The sequence below is a fragment of the Limibacillus halophilus genome, from assembly GCF_014191775.1.
In the GTDB taxonomy this organism is placed as follows: domain Bacteria; phylum Pseudomonadota; class Alphaproteobacteria; order Kiloniellales; family CECT-8803; genus Limibacillus; species Limibacillus halophilus.
The window spans coordinates 233,314-258,679 of record NZ_JACHXA010000002.1 but is presented as its reverse complement, the minus strand read 5'-3'; the positions used below and the strand labels follow the sequence as shown (position 1 = coordinate 258,679).

Annotated in this window: 22 protein-coding genes; 17 read left to right on the top strand and 5 right to left on the bottom strand. The window is 59.5% G+C overall.

The window, feature by feature from the left end:
- Nucleotides 1–84 precede the first annotated feature (84 nt).
- Nucleotides 85–1,266, top strand: coding sequence for a M20 aminoacylase family protein (locus FHR98_RS04355; RefSeq protein ID WP_183415415.1), 1,182 nt, complete (start codon nt 85–87; stop codon nt 1,264–1,266).
- Nucleotides 1,267–1,273: 7 nt separating this feature from the next.
- Here FHR98_RS04355 and FHR98_RS04350 read toward each other — a convergent pair whose 3' ends face one another.
- Both FHR98_RS04350 and FHR98_RS04345 read right to left on the bottom strand, forming a co-directional pair.
- On the bottom strand, nt 1,274–2,215 hold the full coding sequence (locus FHR98_RS04350; protein WP_183415414.1) for an ABC transporter permease: 942 nt from the start codon (nt 2,213–2,215) through the stop codon (nt 1,274–1,276).
- A complete protein-coding gene (locus tag FHR98_RS04345) occupies nt 2,212–3,162 on the bottom strand; it encodes an ABC transporter permease (RefSeq protein WP_183415413.1) in 951 nt (316 codons plus the stop codon). Before FHR98_RS04345 ends, FHR98_RS04350 begins: the two co-directional genes overlap by 4 nt.
- Before the next feature lie 153 nt (nt 3,163–3,315).
- Between FHR98_RS04345 and FHR98_RS04340 the strand changes: the two genes are divergently transcribed.
- The 12 genes from FHR98_RS04340 to rpmG all read left to right on the top strand — a co-directional run bounded on the left by FHR98_RS04340 (nt 3,316) and on the right by rpmG (nt 18,290).
- A complete protein-coding gene (locus FHR98_RS04340; RefSeq protein ID WP_183415412.1) occupies nt 3,316–4,239 on the top strand; it encodes an AEC family transporter in 924 nt (307 codons plus the stop codon).
- Nucleotides 4,240–4,317: 78 nt separating this feature from the next.
- Nucleotides 4,318–5,529 carry a CaiB/BaiF CoA transferase family protein gene (locus FHR98_RS04335; RefSeq protein ID WP_183415411.1) on the top strand — a complete coding sequence of 404 codons (1,212 nt, stop codon included), beginning with the start codon at nt 4,318–4,320 and terminating at the stop codon, nt 5,527–5,529.
- 92 nt (nt 5,530–5,621) lie between these two features.
- Entirely contained in the window at nt 5,622–6,293 is a 672-nt protein-coding gene (locus tag FHR98_RS04330; protein ID WP_183415410.1) for a hypothetical protein, read from the top strand.
- A 166-nt stretch (nt 6,294–6,459) separates the two neighbouring features.
- Nucleotides 6,460–7,449, top strand: coding sequence for an aspartate carbamoyltransferase catalytic subunit (locus FHR98_RS04325; RefSeq protein ID WP_183415409.1), 990 nt, complete (start codon nt 6,460–6,462; stop codon nt 7,447–7,449).
- The gene (pyrC, locus tag FHR98_RS04320; RefSeq protein ID WP_183415408.1) at nt 7,446–8,753 is read left to right on the top strand and encodes a dihydroorotase; all 1,308 of its coding nucleotides are present in this window, start codon (nt 7,446–7,448) and stop codon (nt 8,751–8,753) included. The genes FHR98_RS04325 and pyrC overlap by 4 nt, the downstream gene beginning before the upstream one ends.
- Nucleotides 8,754–9,371, top strand: a complete 618-nt coding sequence (gene plsY, locus FHR98_RS04315) for a glycerol-3-phosphate 1-O-acyltransferase PlsY (RefSeq protein ID WP_183415407.1) — start codon at nt 8,754–8,756, stop codon at nt 9,369–9,371. It abuts the gene before it with no gap.
- Nucleotides 9,372–9,433: 62 nt separating this feature from the next.
- Complete coding sequence (gene dprA / locus FHR98_RS04310) at nt 9,434–10,555, top strand: DNA-processing protein DprA (RefSeq protein WP_183415406.1); 1,122 nt, start codon at nt 9,434–9,436, stop codon at nt 10,553–10,555.
- A 72-nt stretch (nt 10,556–10,627) separates the two neighbouring features.
- Nucleotides 10,628–13,249, top strand: coding sequence for a type I DNA topoisomerase (gene topA / locus FHR98_RS04305; protein ID WP_183415405.1), 2,622 nt, complete (start codon nt 10,628–10,630; stop codon nt 13,247–13,249).
- A gap of 131 nt (nt 13,250–13,380) precedes the next feature.
- Complete coding sequence (gene rnr, locus FHR98_RS04300) at nt 13,381–15,705, top strand: ribonuclease R (RefSeq protein WP_246377442.1); 2,325 nt, start codon at nt 13,381–13,383, stop codon at nt 15,703–15,705.
- Nucleotides 15,706–15,768: 63 nt separating this feature from the next.
- A complete protein-coding gene (locus tag FHR98_RS04295) occupies nt 15,769–17,448 on the top strand; it encodes a S41 family peptidase (RefSeq protein ID WP_183415403.1) in 1,680 nt (559 codons plus the stop codon).
- A gap of 8 nt (nt 17,449–17,456) precedes the next feature.
- Nucleotides 17,457–18,029 (top strand): NUDIX hydrolase, encoded by a 573-nt coding sequence (locus tag FHR98_RS04290; protein ID WP_183415402.1) that lies wholly within the window; start codon nt 17,457–17,459, stop codon nt 18,027–18,029.
- 93 nt (nt 18,030–18,122) lie between these two features.
- On the top strand, nt 18,123–18,290 hold the full coding sequence (rpmG, locus tag FHR98_RS04285; protein ID WP_183415401.1) for a 50S ribosomal protein L33: 168 nt from the start codon (nt 18,123–18,125) through the stop codon (nt 18,288–18,290).
- A gap of 88 nt (nt 18,291–18,378) precedes the next feature.
- On the opposite strand, the gene FHR98_RS04280 is transcribed toward rpmG, so the two are convergent.
- Nucleotides 18,379–19,170 (bottom strand): enoyl-CoA hydratase-related protein, encoded by a 792-nt coding sequence (locus FHR98_RS04280; RefSeq protein ID WP_183415400.1) that lies wholly within the window; start codon nt 19,168–19,170, stop codon nt 18,379–18,381.
- A 114-nt stretch (nt 19,171–19,284) separates the two neighbouring features.
- Between FHR98_RS04280 and FHR98_RS04275 the strand changes: the two genes are divergently transcribed.
- On the top strand, nt 19,285–20,358 hold the full coding sequence (locus FHR98_RS04275; protein WP_183415399.1) for a patatin-like phospholipase family protein: 1,074 nt from the start codon (nt 19,285–19,287) through the stop codon (nt 20,356–20,358).
- A 3-nt stretch (nt 20,359–20,361) separates the two neighbouring features.
- Here the strand turns inward: FHR98_RS04275 and thiE are convergent, their stop codons facing one another.
- Together thiE and thiM are read right to left on the bottom strand one after the other, a co-directional pair.
- A complete protein-coding gene (gene thiE / locus FHR98_RS04270) occupies nt 20,362–20,994 on the bottom strand; it encodes a thiamine phosphate synthase (RefSeq protein WP_183415398.1) in 633 nt (210 codons plus the stop codon).
- Nucleotides 20,991–21,890, bottom strand: a complete 900-nt coding sequence (thiM, locus tag FHR98_RS04265) for a hydroxyethylthiazole kinase (protein WP_246377439.1) — start codon at nt 21,888–21,890, stop codon at nt 20,991–20,993. Before thiM ends, thiE begins: the two co-directional genes overlap by 4 nt.
- Nucleotides 21,891–21,956: 66 nt before the next feature.
- Here thiM and FHR98_RS04260 point away from each other — a divergent pair, with 66 nt between their 5' ends.
- From FHR98_RS04260 to FHR98_RS04250, 3 genes are read left to right on the top strand one after another with little or no spacing between them, the layout of a single operon-like run.
- Nucleotides 21,957–22,628 carry an orotate phosphoribosyltransferase gene (locus FHR98_RS04260; RefSeq protein WP_183415397.1) on the top strand — a complete coding sequence of 224 codons (672 nt, stop codon included), beginning with the start codon at nt 21,957–21,959 and terminating at the stop codon, nt 22,626–22,628.
- The gene (locus tag FHR98_RS04255) at nt 22,625–24,316 is read left to right on the top strand and encodes a peptide ABC transporter substrate-binding protein (protein ID WP_221205723.1); all 1,692 of its coding nucleotides are present in this window, start codon (nt 22,625–22,627) and stop codon (nt 24,314–24,316) included. The genes FHR98_RS04260 and FHR98_RS04255 overlap by 4 nt, the downstream gene beginning before the upstream one ends.
- Before the next feature lie 16 nt (nt 24,317–24,332).
- On the top strand, nt 24,333–25,241 hold the full coding sequence (locus tag FHR98_RS04250) for a pirin family protein (protein ID WP_183415396.1): 909 nt from the start codon (nt 24,333–24,335) through the stop codon (nt 25,239–25,241).
- Nucleotides 25,242–25,366 lie beyond the last annotated feature (125 nt).

Sequence of the window (25,366 nt, the reverse complement as noted above, 5' to 3'; positions counted from 1 at the left end):
CTTGCGCGCAGGTTGCAGATCCGGTTGCGGTGGGGCTAGGCTTTGGTCCACTCCCTATCAGCCGAACCGGAAAGAGACAGCACCATGCCCATCAAGCCAGAGATTGCCGCGCTGAAAGACGATATGAGGACTTGGCGGCGCGACCTGCACCGCCACCCGGAGACCGCGTTCGAGGAATTCCGCACTGCGGATATCGTCGCGGAGAAGCTGGAATCCTGGGGCATTGAAGTGGATCGGGGTATGGCGACGACCGGCGTTGTCGGAACCCTGAGGGGCAAGGGCGGCGGCAATCGGGCCATCGGCTTGCGCGCTGATATGGATGCGCTGGACATGACCGAGAAGAACGACTTCGATCATCGCTCCACCATTCCCGGCAAGATGCACGGCTGCGGTCACGACGGCCATACGGCGATGTTGCTGGGCGCTGCCAGTTATCTATCGAAATCCCGTGAATTCGATGGCCTCGTTCATTTCATCTTCCAGCCAGCCGAAGAGAACGAGGGTGGCGGTCGCGTCATGGTGGAGGAGGGACTGTTCCATAAATTCCCGGTCGAGGGGGTCTATGGGCTGCACAACACGCCGGGCATTCCTGTCGGGCAGGTGGGATTGCGCAGCGGCCCGGCCATGGCCGCATTCGATGTATTCGAGATCACCATCAATGCCAAGGGCGCACACGGCGCCATGCCGCACACGGGCAACGACGCCATCGTGATCGCCAGTCAGATTGTGACGGCTTTGCAAAGCATCGTCAGCCGCCGCACCAACCCGCTCGATTCCGCCGTGGTCAGCGTGACTCAAATCCATGCGGGCGATACCTGGAACGTGCTGCCGGAGAACGCGGTCATCCGGGGCACGGCGCGCTCCTTCAGGCCAGAGGTCCACGACATGCTGGAACGCGAGATCGAGACCATCGGGCGCGGCATCTGCACGGCATTCGGCGCGACGCTGGATTTCCGCTATGAACGCCGTTACCCGGCGCTCGTCAACAGCGAGCAGGAAAGCCTGCTGGCCGCAGCCGTGGCCGCCAAGGTGGTGGGCAAGGAAAACGTCAATGCGAATGCTGCACCCAAGATGGGCTCCGAGGATTTTGCCTACATGCTTCAGGAAAGCCCGGGCTGTTATATCTGGCTCGGTAACGGCTCGGAAGGCGAGCTTGGCGGCTGTGCCATCCACAACCCCTATTACGATTTCAACGACGAGATCGCCGTCCTTGGCGCCAGCTATTGGGCCGAACTGGTCGAAACCGCCCTACCGATGAAGGGGTGAGGCTCGACTATTTCTTGAGCGCTCGCGGGTCCAGGGCGTCCTGGAGACCGTCGCCCAGGAAGTTGAAGGCAATCACGGTGACGAAGATCAGGAGTCCGGGCCAGATCGCCAGCCAGGGCGCGCTGTAGATCAGGTCCTGTGCATTGGTCAGCATGTTGCCCCACGAGGGAGTTGGCGGCTGGATGCCCAGCCCCAGGAAGCTGAGGACGCTTTCGAGCAGAATGATATTTCCGACCGACAGGGTGGTGGCGACCAGGATCGGCGAAAAACTGTTCGGCAGAATGTGACGCAGCATGATGCGCGGACCGCTCGCTCCCAGGGCGCTGGCGGCCAGGACGAACTCGCGGGTGCGCAGCGACAGCGTGGCGCCGCGCACCAATCTCGCAACCGTGGTCCAGCCTACCAGCACGATCAGGATTACAATGCGGTAGAAGCTGGCCGACTCGCTGTTCAACCAGGCGTCGGGCAGCCCTAGTTTCGAGGGGTCGAGAGCGGCCAGGACGATCAGTAGCGGCAGGATCGGCAAGGCAATCACGCCGTCGGTGAAGCGCATCAGAACGCCGTCGACCCAGCCGCCGTAAAAGCCTGCCAGGAGGCCGATGAGGCTTCCCAGGATCATCGCACCCAGGGCTGCGGCCACGCCGACGCCGAGCGATACCCGGCCGCCATAGAGCAAGCGCAGCAGCAGGTCGCGACCCAGTTCATCCGTGCCCAGCGGATGGGCGGCGGAAGGCCCGGCGCTGCGGTTGAAGAGGTCGACATCCTCCGCGGTGATACCCATCCAGGTTTCCACGAGTGGTGCGGCAAGGGCAGCCGACGCCAGACCGATCAAAAGGAAAAGGCTGACCACCGCCATTCGGTGCGCCAGGAAGCGCCGCAACAAGAGGTTGCCTTGGGACAGCCCTTGCGCTGCGCCGCGTGCTTCTGCTGCAAGGAGCGGGGCGCTCATCGGTAGGTGATCCTTGGGTCGAGCCAGGCATAGGCGAGATCGGCCAGCAGGTTCGCCAACAAGGTCACGGCGGTCGCGAAAAGAAGGCCGACCAGCGCCAGGTTGTAATCGTTGCCCATGATGGAATCGAAGATCGTTTTCCCCATGCCGAGCCAGCCGAAAATAGTCTCGGTTATCAACGCTCCTGAGAAGAGAGAGCCAAAGGAGAGTGCCACGACCGTGGCGACAGGGATCATGGCATTGCGCAACGCGTGCCCCGCCAGCAGTTGCCATTCGGATAGTCCCTTGGCGCGGGCGGTGCGGATATAGTCCTGGCGCAGCGCCTCGATCATGGCTGCCCGCGTGAAGCGCAGGAATGTACCGACACTGGCCAGGGTGAGTGCCAGTGTCGGAAGGATCAAATAGCGGGCGCGCTGCCACCAGGGGTCCCCGGTCTCGCCCATGCCGCTGGCGGGCAACCAGTCCAGGGTCACCGCAAAGAGCAGCATCAGAAGGATGGCAAGCCAGAAGGGTGGTACCGAAATGCCGGCAAAGGCCAAAAGGTTGACTCCCTGATCGAAAAGGCTGTGCGGGCGCGCCGCCGCCAGCATGCCGAGGGGAATGGCGATGGCCAGTGTCAGAACGAAGGAAAGCCCCATCAGCAGGACCGTGTTGCCAAGACGCGGCAGGAGGACCTCAAGCGCCGGCGCTGCGAAGAGGCGTGAGAAACCAAAATCGCCCTGGACCGCATTCCCCAGCCAAGCCAGATAGCGGCTGGCAAGGGGCTGATCGAGGCCATAGAGATTGCGCAGACGGGCCGCGTCCGCTGAGGTCAGGTTGGGATCGGCGCTGATCATCAGATCGATGGGGTCGCCGGGCATCAGGCCGATCAGGCTGTAGATGACGAAGGACATGATCAGCAGCACGACCAGGATCTCGCCCATACGTCTGATCAGAAAGGTGGTCATACCCAGGCGTTTCCTGTCGGTTTGTCGTAACTTCGGGCCTTGTGAATTCAGTAGGCGATATCCATCAGCCTAACGGATTAACCCGACCTCTTGCCAGCCTGGGGCGCGTCGTTGCGGTTTTGATCTCTTGACCTCCTGCCGGTCCGGTGCACCATGACGGCCATGCTGACCGTGATGCTTGCCGCCCTGCCAGTTTTCCTGCTGATCTTTTTTGGTCTGTTCCTGCGTCGGAGCGGGCTGTTCAGCGCTGATTTTTGGGCAACGGCGGAAAAGCTGATCTACTACGTTTTCTTCCCTTGCTTACTGGTGGCAACCCTGGCCAGGGCCGATCTGGAACTTGGCAAGGTGCTGCCGCTGATCCTCTCAATCGATGGCGCTATTCTAACGATGGTGCTGCTGTGCTTTGGTCTGCGGACAGCGTTAGCCTTGCCTGGTCCTCGTTTCGCGGCATTCGTTCAGGCAGCGGTGCGATACAATACCTATCTCGCGTTGGCCCTGGCTTTCGGGCTTTATGGTGAGGAGGGGCTGGAACTGGCGGCCGTGGGTGTGATCGCCATCGTTCCGCTGGCAAACCTCATCTCCGTCGCCGTCTTGGTCCGCTTTGGTGAGCGCGATACAGGGATTGAGCCGTCCTTTATCAAGACGCTGGCCAGTAATCCGCTGATCGTTGCCTGTGTCCTTGGGCTTCTGCTCAATGTCAGCGGTATTGGGTTGCCGCCGGTGATTGGTCCGATGTTGGACATTCTGGGCCGCGCAGCTTTGGCGTTGGGTTTGCTTTCGGTCGGCGCGACGCTGGACTTCTCCACCTTGAGGGTGAGCGGTCCGCAGATTGCGCTGACGTCCGGTTTAAAGCTGTTGCTGCTACCGGGGTTTACGGCGGCAGGGTGCTGGTTTCTGGGCGTCGAAGGGACGGCCTTGGCGGTGGCGGTCCTATTCAACGCACAGCCGACGGCGATCTCCTCCTATATCATGACCCGGCATTTGGGCGGCGATCATAACTTTATGGCGACGAGTATCACGGCGCAGACCGCCCTTTCGATAGCTACCATACCCCTGGTCCTGGCGGTTTTACTGTGAAGGAATAGAAAATCGGACCGTAGACCTCCATAGGGGCGATATCTTGAAGGCAGATCGGAAAGCGACGGAGAGACAACGATGACGGCACCCCTCGACGGGCTAAAAATCCTCGACTTGACCCGTATTCTTGCGGGGCCCACGGCAACCCAGCTGCTGGGCGATCTGGGCGGCGAGGTAATCAAGATCGAACGCCCGGGTGAAGGCGACGATACAAGACGGTGGGGGCCGCCCTTCGTGGAAACCAAGGACGGTGTGAAGACTGCCGCTTACTTTCATTCGGCCAATCGCAACAAGCGCTCTGTGACGGTCGACATCAGCACCGCCGAAGGGCAGCAGCTGCTCCGCGACCTGGCTTCGCATTGCGATATTCTGGTCGAGAACTTCAAGGTCGGAGGACTGGCTAAGTACGGGCTCGATTATCCGTCGCTGCGCGCGCTGAACGAGGGATTGATCTACTGCTCCATCACGGGATTTGGGCAGACCGGCCCCTATGCGCCCAGAGCGGGATATGATTATCTGGCGCAGGGTATGGGCGGGATCATGAGCCTGACGGGCGAACCCGACGGCGATCCCATGAAGGTTGGGATCGGCATCGCCGATATCATGTGCGGCATGTATGCTGTCAGCGCGGTTCTGGCGGCGCTCTTTCACCGTACCCGCACGGGTCGGGGGCAATACATCGATCTGGCGCTTCTGGACACGCAAGTTGCCTGGCTGACCTATGAAGGTCTGAACTATCTGACCTCGGGCAGGGAGCCGGTGCGGCAAGGTAGCGAACATCCCAACATCGTACCCTACCGGGTTATGCCCAGCAGTGACGGGCACTTTATCCTGGCGGTCGGAAATGACGGCCAGTTCCGCAAATTCTGCGAGTACGCGGGCTGCCCTGAACTGCCTGATGATCCTCGCTATCTCACCAATAGCGATCGTGTGCTCAATCGCCGGAGCCTCTACGACCGCCTTTTCGAGATTACCGTCACCAAGCCCCTGGATCACTGGGTCCAGGGTCTGGCGGCACTCGGCGTGCCTTGCGGTCCGGTCAACACACTGGACCGTGTGTTCGCCGATCCTCAGGTGCTGGAGCGCGGCATGCGCCTTTCGATGCCCTATGAAGCAGCCGCGAAGGGAAGCATTGAGATGATCGGCAACCCGATCAAGTTCTCGGAAACCGAAGTTACTTACCGGAATGCCGCACCGTCCGTGGGCGCGGATACGGATAAAGTCCTGACCGATATCCTCGGCCTTGACGAAACGGCGATCGCTGCGTTGCGGGAAAAGGGTGCGATCTAACGGCGCTATCCAGAGTGTGATTGGCCTTATGCTGGAAATCGGGTCACCATACCGCCAAGTCATTCTGTGGGAGCTTTTGCAACTGGGAGGTAATGATGATCAGGAGGCGATCGTTACTGGCCGTTCTGGCGGCCTTGGGCGTGGGTTTAACCATTGGCGTTGCAAAGCCGGTGGCGGCTGCGGGAAGCGCCGCTCATGCGCACATGGGCCATGTTATGGAAGCCTGGAAGGATACACCTGAGGGTAAAGGACTATTGCCAACTGCCTTTGGCGAGGCGGACGTGGCGCAAAAGCATGTCGGCCTTGCATTGAAAACACCGGACGATCTGGCGTCATTGCAAGTGCATCTGCGCCATGTCCTCCATGCCTTGGATCCGGCGATGGAGAAGTCCGGTCCAGGACTGGGCTATGGCCTCATCAATGCGGCTGAGGGCGCCAGTAAACATACGGGCTTTGCCGGGGGAAGCGGAGATGCTTCCGATAACGTGAAGGTCCATTCGGAACATGTAACCACGGCTCTGAATAACGCCGTTGCGGCAGCCAAGGCCGCCGAGGCTGAAGTGGAGAAGGGTCTTGCAGCTAGCAGCGCTGCGGATGCGAAGGCCGCAGCGGAGGCCGTGCAGGCGCTTCTGGTTCAAGCTGTTGACGGCAAGGATGCCAACGGCGATGGGTCAGTCAGCTGGCAGGAGGGTGGTCTGCAGCAGGCGCGCCAGCACATGGGCTTCATGTACAAGGGCGAAGGGATGGAAATGCCCGCCGAGTAGCCGAGGTTAAGGTTTTGTGCGGCGGCGTGTTTTGGAGAACCCAATCGCGCCGCCGTTAACGCGGCTCTGTGTAATCCATTGCAAGCGGTGCACACACGAACCGGGCGAAATTGTTGCTTGAGTCGCTTGCACGACTCGCCCGGGGGTGAGATAACCACCCCTCAGTATGAGCGAAGAAGCCAACTCTCTCGATTTCTCGCGCTATCCGCAGCGTCACCTCCTCGGTATTGCCGAGCGGACCTCGGATGAAATCTCGTTTCTTTTGGATCTGGCGGACCGTTACGTCGTGCAGAATCGCCTGCCGGGCAAGAAGCTCGACTTGCTATCCGGCCGTACCGTAATCAATCTTTTTTTTGAATCTTCCACCAGAACCCGAACGTCCTTCGAACTGGCGGCAAAACGCTTGGGCGCGGATGTCATCAACATGTCGGTCTCAACCTCTTCGATCAAGAAGGGGGAAACGCTGATCGACACGGCCATGACGCTCAATGCCATGCGCCCTGATGTGCTGGTGGTGCGCCATCCCGATTCGGGGGCGGTTCAACTGCTCTCGGAGAAAGTGAACTGCGCGGTCATCAACGGCGGTGATGGCTCCCATGAGCATCCAACCCAGGCCTTGCTTGACGCTCTGACGATCCGTCGCCGGGTAGGGCGCTTGGAAGGTCTCACAGTCGCGATTTGCGGCGACATTCTGCACAGCAGGGTGGCGCGCTCGAACATACATCTCCTGACCGTGATGGGAGCCCACGTGCGCCTTATCGCGCCGCCGACACTGATGCCGTCCTCGGTTGAACGTCTGGGGGTCGAGGCATTCACGGACATGCGGGCGGGCCTGCAAGGTGTGGATATCGTCATGATGCTGCGGCTGCAGACAGAACGCATGCAGGGCAACTATGTCCCGTCGATCCGTGAGTATTTTCGCTTCTACGGACTGGACCAGGAGAAACTAAGCCTCGCTAAACCCGACGCTCTGGTGATGCACCCGGGACCCATGAACCGCGGTGTGGAGATCGATAGCGAACTGGCCGACGATCTCGACCGCTCATTGATCCGGGATCAGGTTGAGATGGGTGTCGCCGTTCGCATGGCCTGTCTGGATGTTTTGACCCGCGTGCTGCGCCGCGATGCGGAGACGGAAGCGGGGGTTGGAACATGACCGGCGCGCGGGATAATGGCCGCAAGGCCTTGATCAATGCGCGCTTGCTCGACCCCGCCAGCGGTCTTGATCAAACGGGTGCGATCTTGATTGATCAGGGTGTCATTCAGGATTTTGGACCACAGTTGTTCAATGACGGGCTGCCCGAGGGAATTGAGGTTTTCGACTGCAAGGGACATTGCTTGGCGCCGGGTTTGGTCGACATGCGTGTGCAGTTGGGCGAACCGGGAGAGGAACACAAGGAAACAATCCATACGGCCGGTTTGGCGGCGGCGGCGGGTGGCGTGACGTCGTTGGTCGTGCTACCGAACACCGAGCCAGTAATGGACGATGTATCGGGGATTGAGTTCGTTGCACGGCGCGCCCGCGAGGAAAAGCTGGTCAAGGTCTTTACTTATGCGGCGCTGACGCGCCGCCTGGAGGGCCGAGAGATCACCGAGATCGGTCTTTTGGACGAGTATGGCGCCAGGGGTTTTACCGATGGCACGAAGGCCGTGGCCGATGCCCAGGTGATGCGGCGCGCCTTGGCCTATGCGAAAGCGTTTGATCAGTTGATCATCCAGCACCCGGCCGAGCCGTCACTGTCAGCCAGCGGTCAAATGAACAGCGGAGAACTGGCGACGCGTTTGGGCCTTTCCGGGCAGCATCCACTGGCCGAAGTCATGATGATCGAGCGTGATCTGCGTCTGGTTGAGATGACCGGTAGCCGCTATCACGTGGCGCATGTTTCGACTGCGGAATCCGTTGCGGTTATCCGTCGGGCCAAAGCGCGCGGTCTGCCGGTGACCTGTGATACGGCCCCGCATTACTTCACACTCAACGAGCATGGGGTGGGTGACTACAGAACCTTTGCGAAGGTCTCTCCACCCTTGCGCGCCGAGAGTGATCGGGCCGCCATCGCCGAGGCCGTAGCCGACGGCACGATCGACGCTATCGCCAGCGACCATTGTCCACAGGATCAGGATTCCAAACGGCTGCCCTTTGCCGCCGCGGAGGCGGGGATTGTGGGGCTGGAGACCTTGTTGGCTTTGTCGTTGGCACCGGTCCATCGCGGCGATGCCACGCTGTTGGGTGTCCTGGCGCAGTTGACTCATCGTCCGGCCGACATACTGCGTTTGCCGGTGGGGCGTCTGAAAGCGGGGTTGCCGGCTGATTTGTTGCTCTTCGATCTGGAAGAGTCCTGGCGGATCGACTCGAGCCGCTTCCGCAGCAAGTCAAAGAACACACCCTTCGACAACCACCCGGTCCAGGGGCGCGTGCTGCGCACCATCGTCGATGGCCGGGTCATTTTTCAGGCCGAATAGATGCCCGATCCAATTTCATGGGAGTTCGCCTGGCCGTACCTCTTTTCCGCGGCCCTGGGCGGTTATCTGCTGGGTTCCATTCCCTTCGGTGTGTTGCTTACAAGGCTGTTTGGGGCGGGTGATCTGCGTAAGATCGGTTCAGGAAACATCGGGGCTACCAATGTCTTGCGGACGGGCCGAAAGGATTTAGCCTTTCTTACGCTGCTGCTGGATGGCGGCAAGGGGGGTGTGGCTGCTTTGATTGCCGCCGGTTGGGGTCCCGATACAATGCTGGTGGCCGGATTCTTTGCCGTTCTGGGGCACAACTTTCCCGTTTGGCTGCGGTTCAAGGGGGGCAAAGGGGTTGCCACGACCCTGGGAACGCTGTTTGTCGTTTCCTGGCCAGTAGGTCTGATTTTCGCAGCCGTGTGGTTGGCCACCGCAGCGCTTTTCCGGATTTCCTCGCTGTCCGCACTGCTTGGAATGGCAGCCAGCCCTATCGCGATGTGGTTTGTAACTGGTGATTTGCAGCGTATGGAGTTTGCCGCCGCACTGGCGGTTCTCGCATTTTTGCGTCATCACGAGAACATTCGAAGGCTGTTGCGTGGTGAAGAGCCGCGTATCGGCTCAAAGAAGTAAAGAAGCCTTATCAATACTCTTAAAGGTTGACTGTATTTTCTTGCCGGGCAAAGCTTCTGGTCATGACAGGACGCCGCAGCCTGAGCCAGCAAGAACGCCTCGAATGGTTGCGTTTGATTCGCAGCGAGAATGTCGGACCGGTCACCTTTAAGCAACTCTTGCAGAAATTCGGCAGTGCAAACCGTGCGTTGGAGCGCTTGCCTGAACTGGCGCGCAGGGGCGGTCGTCGCAAGCCGATTCGAGTTCCGACCGGCGGTGAGATCGCGAAAGAGGCCGACAGGCTGGATAAACTCGGAGGGTGCCTACTGTGTAGTTGCGAGCCGGACTACCCGGCACCCTTGGTTGCCATAGATGATGCGCCGCCTGTTCTTTCCCTTCTTGGGCATCAACATTTGCTTGCCCGTCCAGCGGTTGCTGTCGTCGGCGCCCGCAACGCCTCCATCAATGGCCGCAGGCTTGCCCGCGACGTGAGCGCGGGCTTGGCGGAAGCCGGCTACCTGGTTGTTTCGGGAATGGCGCGTGGAATAGATACCGCGGCCCATGAAGCGGCTTTGCCCATTGGGACCGCTGCCGTCGTTGCTGGCGGGGTCGATATCGTCTACCCGGAAGAGAACAGACCACTTTATGAAAATATTTGTCAGAGCGGCGTTGTCCTGGCCGAGCAGCCTTTAGGCACCGAACCTCAGGCGCGGCACTTTCCGCGTCGAAACCGTATAGTTTCCGGACTTTCTCTTGGCGTTATAATCGTCGAGGCGGCGCCCCGTTCGGGTTCACTGATTACCGCCCGTTTTGCTCTTGAGCAAGGGCGCGAAGTTTTCGCAGTGCCAGGGTCTCCGCTGGATCCGAGGGCCAGAGGGGCTAACGCTCTACTGAAGCAAGGAGCCGTTGTCACCGAGAACGCCGAGGATATTCTGGTGGTGCTTTCGAAGATTTCCGACGTACCCTTGGCCGAGCCGACCGGCGGCGATTTCCAGCCGGGTATACCGTCAGAACCCGACGAGCCTTTGCTCAAAAATGCCCGCTCCGAGCTCCTTCTCCTGCTTTCACCTACTCCGGTGGCGGTTGACGAACTGCTCCGCGAATGCCAATTCTCTCCGTCGGTTGTTGCCACGGTGCTACTGGAGCTGGAATTGGCGGGACGTCTGGAACGACATCCCGGCAATCGCATCAGCCTGATTGCCTAGCGCCGGATAACACCGAATGGCGGCTATTTTGTCGCTGTCGAAATTCGGGGATCCCAGGACGTAAGAAATTTAATGACTGCTTCTAAACACGTCGTTGTTGTCGAATCGCCGGCCAAAGCCAAAACCATCAACCGTTATCTCGGTAGCGATTTCGATGTTGTGGCCAGCTATGGGCATGTGCGCGATCTTCCGGCCAAGGATGGATCGGTCGATCCCGCCCAGGATTTTTCGATGGTTTGGCAGGTCGATGGGCGTGGCGAGAAGCGTCTCAAAGACATTGCGGCCCGTGTTCGTGGCGCCGATACGTTGTATCTGGCAACCGACCCGGACAGGGAAGGGGAGGCTATTTCCTGGCACATCGCCGAGGAGTTAAAACGTCGACGGGTGCTCAAGGACGTGAAGATTCAGCGCGTCGTGTTCAACGAGATCACGAAGAAAGCAGTGCAGGCTGCCTTTGAGAATCCTCGTGATCTCGATCACCACCTCGTCGATGCCTATCTTGCCCGGCGCGCTCTGGATTACCTGGTTGGCTTCACGCTTTCGCCGGTCCTGTGGCGCAAGTTGCCCGGCAGTCGATCGGCAGGCCGGGTGCAATCCGTCGCTCTGCGGCTCATCTCTGAGCGAGAAGCGGAGATTGAGGTTTTCCGGGCCCAGGAATACTGGAGCCTAGCTGCATCGTTGAAGAGCGCCGAGGGCGAAACCTTCAAGGCGCGCTTGACTCACCTCGACGGACAAAAGCTCGATCGCCTGGACATTGCCAACAAGGTTGCAGCAGACGCCGCGCTGGCGGTTCTGCGTGCCGCACCTACGGTCGAGGTCACCACCCTCGAGCAAAAGCAGGTGCGCCGCCACCCACAGCCGCCCTTCACGACATCGACGCTTCAGCAGGAAGCGTCCCGTAAACTGGGTCTTAGCGCATCCAATACCATGCGCATTGCTCAGAAGCTCTACGAAGGCATAACGCTGGACGGTGAGACCGTGGGTTTGATTACCTACATGAGAACCGACGGTGTGCAGCTTTCCGGAGACGCTATCGCCGCAGCGCGCTCGGTGGTCGCTGCGGATTTTGGCGATGCTTACCTGCCTTCCAGCCCCAGGGTCTACAAGACAAAAGCGAAGAACGCCCAGGAAGCGCACGAAGCGATCCGTCCGACCGATCTGCGCCGTAATTCCAAGTTCCTGTCCCGCTACCTGGATCGCGATGAATTACGCCTGTATGACCTAATCTGGAAGCGCACCCTAGCGAGCCAGATGGAGAGCGCCCGATTGAATCAGACGGCTGTCGATCTGGCTGTACCCGGTGGGCGCGCACTTTTGCGCGCCAACGGCACCGTGGTTCAGTTCGATGGATTCTTGAAGCTGTACGAAGAGGGCCGGGACGACGCGCAGGATGACGAGGGATCGGCGCGCTTGCCCGCATTGGCGCAAGGCGAAACCTGCCAAATGGTCGAAGCCGAGGCCGAGCAGCATTTCACACAGCCGCCGCCACGCTATTCGGAAGCCAGTTTGATCAAGAAGCTTGAGGAGTTGGGGATCGGTCGTCCTTCCACCTACACTTCGATCCTGCAGGTGCTTCAGGACCGCAACTATGTCCGCCTGGAGAAACGACGTTTCCTGCCGGAAGACCGGGGTCGCTTGGTAACCGCCTTTTTAAGTAGCTTCTTCAAACGCTATGTCGAGTACGACTTTACCGCGAACCTTGAAAACCAGCTTGATGATATTTCTGGCGGACGGATCGACTGGAAAGCGGTTTTGCGGGAGTTTTGGGAGGCTTTCGATACCGCAATCGGCGGAACGAAGGATCTAAAAATTTCCGACGTGATCAATGCTTTGGACGAAGATCTAGGGCCGCACTTCTTTCCAATTGATGCGGAAAGTCCGGACCGCGATCCGCGCCTCTGCCCGTCGTGCAACGAGGGCCGATTGGGGCTCAGGCTCGGCAAGACCGGCGGCTTCATAGGTTGTTCAAAGTACCCGGATTGCCGTTACACCCGCCCCCTGGCCGTACCGGGGAGCGAATCCGAGAATGGCAACGGCGATGTGACAGGTCAGCCGCGCACATTGGGCGAGGACCCGAATAGTGGGTTGCCCGTAAGCCTGCGCCAGGGGCCGTTTGGGCTCTACGTCCAGCTTGGCGAAGGCGGGAAGGGCGAGAAGCCCAAGCGCTCGTCTCTACCAAAGGGCATGGACGTCAATGCGCTTGATCTCGAAAAAGCGCTGGCGCTTTTGTCGCTGCCCAGGGAGATCGGCAAACACCCTGAGGATGGGGAGATGGTGACGGCAGGACTCGGACGCTTCGGACCTTACATCAAGCACGGTCCCCGCTTCGTGTCGCTGCCGGTTGGCGATGATGTTCTGAGTGTGGGTTTGAATCGCGCCGTTACGATCCTGGCGGAGGCTCCGCAGAAGGGAAAATCGGCTGCCGGTCCCTTGAAGACTTTGGGCACGCACCCTGATGGCGGCGAAGTAACCTTGCATAGCGGGCGTTACGGGCCTTATGTCAAGCACGGCAAGGTGAACGCCACTTTGCCGCGTGGTGAAGACAAGGATACCGTAACACTCGACCGCGCAATTGAACTCGTAGCGAAGCAAGCCGCGAAAAAGCCGTCGAAAAGCGCTCCCGCGAAGTCCAAGGCCGCTAAGGCCAAGACCACCAAAGCAAAATCCACAAAAGCCAGGCCCAAAAAGGGCTGATTGTACGGGACTTGGTCGGTCGGCTAGGGTGTGAGGGAAACCGGAGTTGCGCCCGGCCGGAGTTGCGCCCGGCCGGAGTTGCGCCCGGAATGTGCGTTTGTTCAAGTGCCGGCGGTTGGAAAGACGATCTTTTGACGAAAAAACAGAAAGTGCAGCCCCCTTTTCCGACGAAGGACGAGTTGCGGCGCTACATCGTTGAGAGCCCGCGACCCATTGGGAAGCGGGAGATCGCACGCGCTTTCCATATCAAGGGCGAGGATCGGCCCCGTCTCAAGGCATTGCTGCGCGAGTTGGAGGCCGACGGCGTCGTTGAAAAGGGCGACGGGCGACGCCTCACCCGTCCGGAAGGGCTTCCGGAGATTACCGTCATTGAGATTATCGGAACCGACAGCGATGGAGAGCTGTTGGCTGAGCCGCACCGCTGGCGTGGTGACGGCCCGGTGCCGAAAATTTATGTGGTGCCGGAAAAGCGCAGCCGTGCTGCGCTGGGTCGAGGGGATCGGGCGCTCGCCCGCCTCAAGCTTGTTGAGCCGAATACCTACGAAGCCCGAATCATGCGGGTCGTTGGGACCGGCAAGCAGGATCAGATACTGGGCATCTACGACCCCACCGGTCGCGAAGGAAAGCTCAATCCAACCAGCAAACGCGCCAAAGGCGATTACCGGTTGAAGCCGGAAGATGCGGCTGGTGCAGTGGCGGGTGAGCTTGTCTTGGCTGAAATCAAGCCAAGGCGCCGGCCGATGGGCGCGCAGGAAGTGCGCGTGATCGAACGGCTGGGCGATGTGACCGGACCGCAGGCGGTCAGCCTGATCTCGATTCACGAGCACGAGATTCCCGTCGCGTTTCCCGATGAGGCCATCGCAGATGCCGAAGCCGCTGGGCCTGTGACCGTGAAAGGCCGCACGGATTTGCGATCTGTACCCCTGGTTACCATCGACGGTGCCGATGCACGTGATTTCGACGACGCAGTCTGGGCGGAAGCTGACGCGGACCCGAAAAACCCCGGCGGCTGGCATATCCTCGTCGCTATCGCCGACGTCGCCCACTACGTCCGTGCCGGAAAGGCGTTGGACCGTACTGCTGAGGAGCGGGGGAACTCGGTTTATTTTCCCGACCGTGTGGTGCCGATGCTGCCGGAGGCGCTCTCCAATGGCTGGTGTTCGTTGCGCCCGGATGAGGAACGGGGCTGCTTGGTCTGCGAGATGTGGCTCGACAAGGACGGCAGGCGACTTCGCCATCGCTTCTTGCGGGGCATCATGCGTTCGGCCGCACGCCTAACCTATGAGCAGGTGCAAGCGGCGGTTGATGGTGCGCCTGACGAGGTCACGGCCCCTTTGCTGGAGCCGGTCATAAAGCCGCTATACGGCGCCTTTTCCTCTTTGCTGGCTGAACGTGAAAGCAGAGGAACCCTTGATCTCGACCTTCCAGAGCGCCGCGTCCTGCTGGACGAGGCCGGCAAGGTTAAAGCCATTGAGCCGCGCGCTCGATTGGACAGTCATCGTTTGATCGAAGAGTTCATGATTTCGGCCAATGTTGCCGCCGCGATTACGCTCGAAGAGAAGCGGCAACCTTGTATGTATCGGGTTCACGAAGGGCCCGATCCCGCCAAGGTAGAGGCCTTGCGGGAGTTTCTCGACAGTATTGGCTTGCGCCTTGCCAAGGGGCAGGTGATACGCCCGGGCACTTTCAACCGCCTGCTCGGTGACGTTCAAGGAACGGCCTATGACCAGATGGTCAACGAGTTGGTACTGCGTTGCCAAAGCCAAGCTTACTACGGGGCGACGAATTTGGGCCACTTTGGGCTCTCACTGACCCGCTACGCCCATTTCACCTCGCCGATCCGACGCTATTCCGATCTATTGGTTCACCGCGCCCTGATACGCGGATTGAAGCTTGGGGAGGATGGATTGGATCAGGATCAAGAGGCGCGCTTCGATGACATCGCCGATCATATTTCCCGTACTGAACGCCGCGCCGCAGCAGCAGAGCGCGAAGCGATCGATAGGTTTACGGCGGCCTTCCTGTCGGAGCGGGTTGGCGAAATCTTCGAGGGTCGTATCAATGGCGTGACGCGGTTTGGACTGTTCGTGACACTGCGGGACAGTGGTGCGGACGGACTGGTTCCGATTTCCAGTCTACCGCAGGACTATTATGACCATGTCGAGACGGCGCATGCGTTGATCGGCCGGCGCTGGGGCAGGGAGTTCCGGCTCGGCGAAACAGTGTCCGTCAGGCTGGTCGAGGTCAATCCTATTACCGGCGGGATCGTCATGCAGATGATCGAGGGCGAGGAGCCAAAGGAATCGGATTTTCGCCCACTGCCGGACCGAAACGTACGCCAGCAGCGCCCCACGCGCCCTTCCTCTAAAGGTGGGCGCTCTGCATCTGAAAAGAAACGCAGTGGGACAAGGAAAAAGAGCCGCGATGCCAAAATGACGGGCAAAAGGCGAACTTGAAGGTCGCGTTTCAAGTTGTAATAGTAGAATTGGGCTGGAAGCCCTTGGCTGGAGCCACTAAAGTTGACGATCTCCAGTAAGGACCGGATCATCCTGTCCGGAAGGGGTCAGAATCGAATGATAGGTGCAGGGATCGTGAGGCAGGTAACGGCCACGCCGCGTAAATCGGGGCTCCGGTCTTTCCTGTTGATGCCTGCGGCAATCTTCCTCATGGCCTGCGCCGGTGCGGTGCCCAGCGCCTATGACACCTATGAAGAAGGCTCCGCCACACAGTTGTTTCGAACGGGTCTCCAAGACATTCACGACATTTATATCGAACCCAAGGACGCCCAGGGCCTGACGATGGCGGGCCTTGAGAATCTCGAAAAGATTGATGCAGCTGTGCGCGTGGAACTGCGCGAACACCAGGTCGCATTGCTATTGGGCAGCAGTGATGCCGCTCTTTTCGATAGACCACCCCAGGATGATGTCGACGGTTGGGCGGCTTTGACGGCTTTGGCGCTGGCCGATGGGCGCAGGCGTTCGCCCAAACTTCAAGAAGCGACAGCAGAGCAGCTTTACGAAGCGGTGTTCGATGGCATGGCCGGACAACTCGATCGTTTCTCGCGTTATTCCAGTCGCGATGAGGCCCGCGACAATCAAGCCTCGCGCGACGGTTTCGGCGGTATTGGAGTTCGTATCCGCATGATCGAAACGGGCGTTGAGATCTTGCAGGTCATGGAACAAACACCCGCAGAGCGCGCGGGGTTGCTGGATAACGATATCATTACGCATATCGGCAGCGTGCCGGCCAGCACTCTGGATCAGCAAGAGGTCGTCGAGCGCCTGCGCGGGCCAATTGGCAGCGAAGTGGTTATCACTATCGACCGCAAGGGTTTCCGGCCGTTTCCAATAAAGGTAATCCGTGCCCATGTCGTGCCGCAGACCGTTACAGCCCATACCGAGGACGGTATCGCGATTGTGCGTGTGACCGGCTTCAATCAGAGCACGACCCGTAGCCTGGAGACCAAAGTGGAGGATACCTTGGCGCGGGCTGAGGGATCGGTTCGGGGGTTGGTCCTCGATCTGCGCGGAAATCCCGGAGGTCTGTTGGATCAGGCAGTCAACGTTAGCGACCTGTTCGTTGGCGAGGGACGCATTGTCTCGACACACGGCCGGCATCCCGACAGCCACCAACTCTTCCAGGGTTATGAAGACGACGTGGCGGAAGGCTTGCCGATTGTTGTTTTGATTAATGGCGGCTCGGCTTCGGCCTCGGAGATCGTTGCCGCTGCTCTGCAGGACAGTGGCCGTGCCGTTGTCGTTGGCAGCAGCTCTTACGGAAAGGGGTCTGTGCAGACCGTCTTGCGCCTGCCAAACGGTGGGGAAATCACCCTGACTTGGGCGCGGTTCCATGCACCCTCTGGATACGCCCTGCACCTACGTGGCGTCCAGCCGGACGTCTGTACCAGTTTGCCGGAAGTGTCGCTTGATGAGCTACGCAAAAGCCAAGCGGTTACCTTGCCCAGGGTCATTCCTTCGATCGCCGAGGTGATTGACCAACCGCCGGTTACCGAAGCCGAAGCGGAACGCTTGCAAAGCCGTTGCCCAAAATCTGAAGCCGAACTGGACCGGGATGTCGAACTGGCCCAAGAACTGTTACGCAATCCCGACCTCTATACCCGTGCGTTGGGCCGCAATGTGAACACGCTGGCAAGGTTTGAGGAATCTCGGACCCTCTCGGCTCATACTCAGACACAGTGATTACCGAAATGGCGCCTACCCCATCCATCCCGCAACACGCAGCCGGGTTGATCCTGCTGCGCGCGACTATCGAAGGGCCGGAGGTGCTTCTTGGCAGGCGGCATCGTCGGATGGTCTTCATGCCCGGGGTCTATGTCTTTCCCGGAGGGCGTCTGGAGGACGAGGACCACTTGGACGACAGTCTAGCGTCCGTTGTCCAAGCGCCTGCCGAAGTGGACGCCGCCACGAGTGCAATTCTACCCGCATTGGCACGTGCGGCCCTGCGCGAGTTGTCCGAGGAGACCGGGTTGGTCATGCAAAGGGCCAAGGCGAGATCGCTGCGGCTCATTGCACGGGCGATCACGCCGCCCGGAAATCCGCGTCGGTACGACACACGATTTTTCCTGGGCGATGGGGCGCACTTTTCCGGCGAACTTGCGGGTGATGGCGAACTCGAAGATTTGCGTTGGCATTCCTTGACGGCGTTACGGCACCTTCCCTTACCGCGGGTCACCGAAGTGGTCATGAAACAGGCGCTGGCCGTTTGGCACGACCCTGATACCGCATACTATGAGATCACCCGTAAAGAAGAACTCGGCTGATACGACGCTCGGGCGTTGACTTTGCCGCGCCAAACGTTATCTTCCGGGCCTTCGGGATATCAGGACACCGCTTTCAGGCGAAGGACGTTAATTATGGCGAAGTCGAATATTCAGCTGATCAAGATGGTCAGCACCGCCGATACTGGGTACTTCTACGTCAAGAAGAAGAACCCCCGGAACTCGACCGAGAAGTTCGAGATGCGCAAGTACGATCCGCGTGCGCGCAAGCATGTCGTCTTCAAGGAATCAAAGATGAAGTGATTTGGCGCGGCCTCGCTTCCGTTTGGGGAGCCGTGGCCGCAGACGAACCAGCCGCCGAAACCCCACGGGTCCGGCGGCTTTTTCGTGCCTATTTTCCGTTAAAGACCGGCCGCCGTTTTTCGATGAAGGCGGCGACGCCTTCCCGGTAATCGTCGCTGTCACAGGCCGAAAAAGCTTCATCGATATCGGCTTGCGTGATGGGCGTTGGGGAAAGCACACGTGCCGCCATCTTTTTGTGGAGTCGGGCGGCAATGGGTGCGCCCGCGGCAATACGATCGATCATTTTTGACGCCTCATCCTCGATAGCGTCGTCCGGCACGACTCGGTTCACGAGTCCCATGGCTTTGGCCTCCTCGGCCCCGAACACACGTCCCTCCAAAAGAATCTCCAAAGTGTTCGAACGGCCGATCAACTCGACCAAGGCGGCTGTCGCGGGGTAGGGAAGAACATGGCCAATGCGATTGATGGGGATGCCGAAACGGGCGCTCTCATTACAGATTCTCAAATCGCAAAGCGCAGCAAGCTCCAGGCCGCCGCCAACGCAAACACCTTCGATCACCGACAGCGTCGGTAGGGGACAATGGTGGAGATGATCCAGCGCGGGCTTCATGTTCTCTGCGTAGGACTTGGCCTGGTCGGCGTTGGCCCGAACATTTGGAAACTCCGAGATGTCCGCGCCGGATGCGAAGGCCTTGCCGCCTGTCCCCCGTAGTACGATGCATCGAAGATCCGGGTCGGCGGACAAGGCGCCAAGCTGGCTTCCCAACTGCCGCCACATTTCAAGCGACAGGGCATTCATCCGCCCGGGATTCTTAAAATAGATAGTGGCGCTATGGAGATTTCGCCGAACTAAAATGCCGTTCTCGCTGTCGTGTGCCATGTTCCAAGGATATTCCCTTATTAAAACGATTACTGCTGCAACGCAGCAAAAGGCTTGCTCTTGGCGCTTATCTTAGGAAAATGCCGAGCCGACGACCAACACAAAGGAATCAGGATGACTGGTAATACTGCTGCTGCCTGCTCACTGGGCCGCCAAGACGTCTGGCCCCAGGGTCCGCAGGTCAAGACCGTCAACCTGGCGCTCCAGGGCGGCGGCGCCCATGGCGCCTTTACCTGGGGCGTGTTGGACCGCCTGCTGGAAGATGACCGAATTGCCATCGATGCCGTTACCGGGACCAGCGCTGGCGCCGTCAACGGCGCCGCCATGGCTTATGGTCTTGCAGTGGGCGGCCGCGAGAAAGCCCGGGAGGTATTGTCCAGTGTTTGGCGGCAGGCCTCCGTTCTTTCTGCCCTGTCACCGCTGCAGCCGACGATGCTCGATCGCATGATGGGGTTGGGACGGATGGACTATTCGCCCGGTTACCGGGCTCTTGAGTACATGAGCCGCCTTTTTTCTCCTTATGAATTCAATAGCTTGGATATCAATCCCTTGCGTGCCGTCCTTTCGTCGGAAATCGACTTCGACGTGTTGAAGGATTGCGCGGCGGTCAAGCTCTTCGTGAGCGCCACCAATGTGCGCCGTGGACGGATTAAGATCTTCGACCTGGCGGAGATGTCGGTGGATGCGATCCTGGCTTCTGCCTGCCTACCCTATATACACCGTGCCGTTGAAATCGATGGCGAGGCCTATTGGGATGGCGGGTACATGGGTAACCCGGCTATCTATCCGCTAATCTATGGCAGCGACTGCCGTGACGTTTTATTGGTGCAGATCAATCCAATAAACATCGAGGAGACGCCGACCACGGCCCAGGCGATCATCGACCGTTTGAACACAATTACTTTCAATGCGGGGTTGATGCGCGAGATGCGCGCCGTTCAGTTCGTCAGCGAACTGGTGGACAAGGGTTTCGATGATGGCGGCAAACTCAAGCGGATGCTGATGCATGTCATCGACGCCGAGGACTTCATGCGTGAATTGGGGACCTCCTCTAAGCTGAACGCAGACTGGGGTTTCCTGCACCGTCTATTCGAACTTGGTAGGGCACGGACCGATGATTGGTTGGCGGAAAATTTCGAAGCCCTGGGTAAGCGCGATACCGTGGACCTGGAAGCTTCCTACCTTTGAGCGCTAGAGGCTGAGCGCGATGGCCTTGCGTAGGTCTTGCGCCGCCTGTTTGGGGTCATGGGCGCCGGCGATGGCCGACACGACAGCAACGCCACTTGCCCCGCAACCGTGTAGCTGTGCCAGGCGATCAGCCGTAATGCCGCCAATCCCAACGACCGGCAGCGACACCTTGCCAGCGACGCTTGCCAAGCCCATTGATCCGATTGCAGATCCGGCATCGTCCTTTGTCGTCGTTCCGTAAACCGGCCCGCAACCGACATAATCGACACCGGTCAGGTCAGTCCGTGCAAGTTCTTCCAGGTTTCCAATAGAGACTCCTAATATGGCCTCCGGTCCCATATGAGCGCGCACTTGGGCGGGTGAAAGGTCCGACTGTCCGACATGCAAGCCGTCGGCGTCGACGGCCAAGGCGACTTTTAACGAATCGTTGATGATCAAGGGAACGCCACGCGGCCGCAATAGCGCCTTAACTTCACGCGCCCGCTGGATGAACGCCTCTTCATCAAGCCCCTTTTCGCGGAGCTGAACCAGGGTTACACCGCCTTCGACCGCGGCTGAAAGAACCGTTCCAAGCGGACGGCCACCACAATCCGCAAGCCCGATGACAAGATAAAGACGGGGGTCGAATAGCTTCATCCGATGCGCACTGCCTTGACCAGTGTTGCTTCGTCGAGCAGGTAGATGGCGTCCACCAACGCGCTTCGGAAACTGCCTGGAGCCACCGCCCGTTCGGCGGCAAACTCACCTGCTACTCCCATAATGACAAGCGCATGTACCGTGGCCCGCATGGGATCTTCTTGAACAGCGAGGCAAGCTGCGGTCAGGGCGGAGAGCGCGCAGCCGACGGCGGTGACGCGCCCCATCATTTCGCTGCCATTGGCGATCGCGGTCATATCGTGACCATTGGTCACGTAATCGATAGACCCGGTGACGGCGACGACGGTTCCGCATTTGCGTGCAAGATCCTGGGCGGCATCCAAAGCATCCCAGGATTCGATGGTTGCATCGACACCGTGGCCGCCGCCGGTTTCCTGGCTGAGGGCGGTGATCTCCGAGGCATTGCCGCGAATGACGCTAGGTTGAAGATGAGATAAGCGCTCTGCAATCTCCCGCCGAAAGGATGTGGCGCCCACGCCAACCGGGTCCAATAGCCATGGAACACCGGATTCAACGGCCGCCTTGGCGGCTAGATACATGGCTTCGGCACTCGGCCCGTCCAGCGTGCCAATATTAATGCACAGGGCAGCGGCGGCGCTGGCAACTTCTTCCACTTCTTCCTTGGCGTGCGCCATAACCGGGGAGGCGCCGGCCGCGAGCAGTAAATTCGCCGTCAGGTCCATTGCGACCGCATTCGTCACGCAGTGCACGAGCGGTCGCGCGCTGCGCAAGCGGCTAAGCGTTTGCCAAACCGCCAGAGCTTCGGTTTCCTGGTTATCATCAATCATCGAATCGTCAGCCATACCCAAGAGAGTGGCGGCGGTGCTGCGCCCTGTAAAGGCTCCCCGGTTGTTGCTCTCACAGCTATCTCTCATTAATCATGTTCGATGACAGTAATAGTGGCCGATAATACAAAATCCGAAGGACGCAACAGTAAGCTCATGAGCCAGATCGATTCAGCAGCCCGCACCACCGCCCGAATATTGATGGAGATTGAAGCCGTTCTGTTTCGGCCTGACGATCCTTTCACCTTCACCTCAGGCCGCAAAAGCCCGGTATATGTCGATTGCCGGAAGATCATCGCTTTCCCAAGAGCCCGGGCGCGGTTGATGGACCTGCTGCTTGAAAAGGTGCAGGACAGTGCCGGTCATGAGCGTTTCGACGTGGTGGCAGGCGGCGAGACCGCGGGCATTCCCTTTGCCGCCTGGATCGCAGAGCGGGCGGGGTTGCCCATGATCTATGTGCGTAAGAAACCCAAGGGATTTGGCCGCAACGCCCAGATTGAGGGCTCTTTCAAGGATGGCGATCGCGTATTGCTGATCGAGGACCTTGCGACCGACGGCGGTTCCAAGATGATTTTCGTTGATGCCTTGCGGGCTGCTGGGGCTGAATGCGCCCATACCGCGGTCATTTTTCACTATGGCATCTTTCCTGAAGGCCTGCAGAAGCTGACGGATGCGGGAGTGGCGTTACACGCCCTTTGCACTTGGTGGGATGCTTTGGCCGTGGCCGAGGAAGCGGGTTACTTGACGTCTGAGGGCATCAAATCTGTACGAGCCTTTCTGGAAGACCCGGATGGCTGGTCGAAAAAGAATAGCGGCGAGGGGGCGTGAGTTTGCACAACCGCCAGCGACTTGGATGGCTTGGACTTTTACCGCTATTGGCGGTTATGGGGATCGTGCTCTTGGCCGCGAGCCCGGCGGCCCAGGCGCGCACCCTGCGTATTGGCATCTCGCAGTTTCCTTCGACGTTGCATCCTTTGATCGATTCCATGTTGGCCAAGAGCTACGTGTTGGGTTTGGCACGCCGGCCTTTGACCAGCTACGACGAGAATTGGGAATTAGCCTGCCTGGTCTGTACCGAGGTGCCGACGCTGGAAAATGGATTGGCAGTCCGCGAAACCACGGCATCCGGTGAAGAGGGAATTGCCGTTACCTATGAGATTGTCGAGGGAGCGGCGTGGGGGGACGGTACGCCGGTAACCAGCGAGGACGTTGTTTTCACCTGGCAGGTTGGCAGGAATCCGCAAAGCGGTGTGGCAAGCCTGGAGGGGTTTCGTCGAATTCTGGATGTTGAGGTGTTGAGCGCCCGCCGTTTCGTGCTGCACGTTGACCGCGTGACGTTTGACTACAACGCGGCGAACGGACTTGAACTTCTCCCGGCTCACATCGAGCGGCCGCTGTTTGAAGCCAATCCGGCGGAGTATCGGAACCGAACTGCCTATGACAGCGATTCGACCAATCCGGGACTCTATTTCGGGCCTTACCGTATTTCCGAGGTGGTCAAGGGCTCCCACGTTGTTCTGGTGCTTAACGAAACCTGGTGGGGTGAAAAGCCGGCATTCGAGCGGATCATCGTGCGGACCATCGAGAACACCGCCGCTCTGGAAGCCAATCTCCTGTCCGGCGAGATCGATATGATCGCGGGCGAGCTTGGCTTGACGATTGATCAAGGGCTTGCCTTCGCAGAGCGCCATGGCGACACGTTTCAGGTCTTCTTTAAGCCCGGTTTAATCTACGAGCACCTCGACCTGATGCTGGAGAACCCGATCCTGGCAGACCGCAAGGTCCGCAAAGCGCTCATTCTCTCAGCCGACCGGCAGGCGATCAGCGAGCAGTTGTTCCAGGGTCGTCAACCGGTCGCCCTCACCAACGTTTCGCCGCTGGACTGGGTCTTCAGCGACCAAGTAGCGCGCTACCCCTATGATCCGAAAGCGGCGGCGGCACTGCTCGACGAAGCCGGTTGGGACCGGATGCAAGGCGGTGTAAGGCACAATGCCAAAGGCGAGCCTCTTCGGTTGGAACTGATGACCACCGCAGGCGACCGGACACGCGAACTCGTGGAGCAGGTGCTGCAAGCCGGTTGGCGGCAAGTAGGAATTGACCTGCGCATCCGTAACGAACCGGCACGAGTGTTCTTCGGCGAGACGGTCTCAAAGCGTAAGTTTACCGGACTGGCACTCTTTGCTTGGTTATCGGCACCTGAAAGCGTGCCGCGCACGACGTTGCACAGCGAGGAAGTGCCCAGCGAAGCCAATAACTGGTCGGGGCAGAATTACACCGGCTACAACAATCCCGAAGTCGATCGGTTGCTCGATGCGATTGAGCGGGAGTTGGACAGGGAGCGGCGCGCGGATTTATGGCTCAAGCTACAGCAAATTTACGCCGAGGATCTGCCGGTATTACCGCTTTACTGGCGGGCGGCAACCTATGTTCTGCCCAAGGAGATGCAGGGTGTCGTCCCAACGGGGCATCTCTCGCCCACGACCTACTGGGTCGAAAACTGGCGATGGAACGATTAGTCATCGGGAGGAAAATATGAGCTGGCAACCGGCGGATAAAGCAGACTGCGATAGCTGCGAGGGCTGCGTAGGATTGGAGATCAAGCCCAGGTCACGTGATCTGGGTGGATTCTCGGTTCGGCGGATTCTGCCGGTCGCGGAATGTCGCGCCGTTGGCCCTTTCGTGTTTTTCGATGAGATGGGCCCTGCGGATTTCGCACCAGGGACGGGGATCGACGTGCGGCCACACCCGCATATCGGTCTGTCCACCATTACCTATTTGTTCCAGGGCGAAATTCTGCACCGCGACAGTTTGGGGTATGTTCAGCCCATTCGGCCCGGCGCAGTCAACTGGATGACAGCGGGCCGAGGGATCGTGCATTCCGAGCGCACCGCCCCGGAGGTTCGTGCGGCCGATGCCACACTGCACGGCATCCAGGCTTGGATCGCTTTGCCGACGGATAAAGAGGAAGTCGAGCCCTCGTTTCAGCATTGCAGCGAGGCTGAACTGCCGACTATAGAGCTGGACGGCGTCCGTTTGCGACTGTTGGCCGGTAGGGCCTATGGTCAGACAGCACCAGTCGCCGTTCAATCGTCGCTTTTTTATCTCGATGCCAACCTGGATGCTGGTGCGCGCCTTGCGCTTCCAAGCGCATACGAGGCACGGGCGATTTATCCAATTTCGGGTGAGGGGAATCTTGACGGCCGGCCACTGGCGCCGGGCGTCATGTCCGTCCTGCGTCCCGGCGGCGCGCCGGTGCTTCAGGCTGAGAGCCCGATGCGCGTCATGCTTCTGGGCGGTGAGCCTTTTCCGGAGGAACGTTTCATCTGGTGGAATTTTGTTTCCTCCCGAAAGGAGCGGATTGAGCGGGCGAAGGCTGATTGGAAGGAGGGGCGTTTCGACGCGGTGCCCGATGACGATGAATTTATCCCTCTGCCAGAATAAGTAAAATTTCGAAAATACCCTCTCCGCAACCGAGTGTTTCCAGACTAGTATGCACGCGCCGGGCCGGCTGAGCCGAAGGCGGCCGGTCGCGCACGCGTGTTTCGGCTAAGCGTATGTTTCTCGAG